At 51.2% G+C, this 1,298-nt stretch carries 2 pseudogenes; both read right to left on the reverse strand.

The features are described 5' to 3' along the window. Window positions 1–455: pseudogene (locus B3180_RS09415) on the reverse strand (glutamate synthase small subunit); the annotation flags it as partial. Continuing rightward, window positions 455–1,298: pseudogene (gene gltB, locus B3180_RS09420) on the reverse strand (glutamate synthase large subunit); the annotation flags it as partial. The pseudogenes gltB and B3180_RS09415, both read right to left, overlap by 1 nt.

A 1,298-nucleotide genomic window follows, 5' to 3' on the forward strand; every position in this document is an offset into this window, starting at 1 on the left:
ATAACCGCAACGCGCTCGCGGCGCTGAATAACACCACTTAGATCCGGCCGCCAACCTTGCTTAAAGGCCTCATCGACCATTTGTTTTTCAATACTGCCAATAGTTACCGCGCCAAAACCGTCATTGAGCGTGCATGCTCCCTCGCACAGGCGATCCTGAGGACATACCCGGCCACAGACCTCCGGCAGGCTATTGGTTTTATGCATAAGTTCCGCAGCCTCAATAACCCGACCTTCGTTAGCCAGCTCCAGCCACTGAGCAATATAGTTGTGAACCGGACACTGCCATTCACAATAAGGATTACCGCAATCCAGGCAACGGTCAGCCTGACCTTTTAGCTGCACACCGGGCATCGGGTCATAAATTTCTTTGAATTCAATTCGGCGCTCTTCAACCGAGCGTTTGGGCGGGTCAATGCGTTGTACGTCTAAAAATTGATAAATATTTTTGTTCATTACATCACCTGCACGCGTAATTCGGCGGTAGATCGAGCACGATGCCCCAGCAGCTCTTTTACGTCAGCCGTTTTCGGTTTCACAATATAAAAGCTCTCCACTACCTGCTCAAAGTTGCGCAGTAATTCACGCGAATACTGGCTGCCCGTCGCTTCGTGATGCTCATGAATTAAACCCCGTAAGTGCTCCTGAATAATTGGTGTATCCAGTGACACCGCTTCAACCAGTTCGTGATTCAGTCTTCGGTGCAAATCACCGTCACTGTCTCTTAAATAAGCAAAGCCACCGGTCATTCCTGCACCAAAGTTGATGCCGCATTCACCCAAAACCACCACAATACCGCCTGTCATATATTCACAACCGTGATCGCCAATACCTTCAACAACAGCCGTAGCGCCGGAGTTACGCACCGCAAAACGTTCGCCGGTACAACCCGCAGCATAGAGTTTTCCTCCGGTTGCACCATACAAGCAGGTATTCCCCATAATGACGGCTTCATGACTGTTATAGCGGCAGCCCGCAGGTGGTTTAATGGTAATTTCTCCCCCGGCCATGCCTTTGCCTACGTAGTCATTCGCGTCACCGGTTAAGTGAAGTTTTAAACCACCTGCATTCCATGCCCCGAAGCTTTGCCCGGCAGTACCAATAAAACCTAGAGTGATTGGCGCCACCGCCATCCCCTGGTTTCCATATTGCCTGGCAATATGACCGGATACACTTGCGCCTACCGACCGATCATCGTTGCGAATGGTCAGCGACCAGCGCCCGCCATTGCGTGCATCAATCGATTCTTTGCACAGTTCCAGTAGACGTTGGTTGAGCTTGCCCTGGTCATACGGCGGG

It is taken from the genome of Idiomarina sp. UBA4206 (assembly GCF_002383015.1).
In the GTDB taxonomy this organism is placed as follows: Bacteria; Pseudomonadota; Gammaproteobacteria; order Enterobacterales; family Alteromonadaceae; genus Idiomarina; species Idiomarina abyssalis.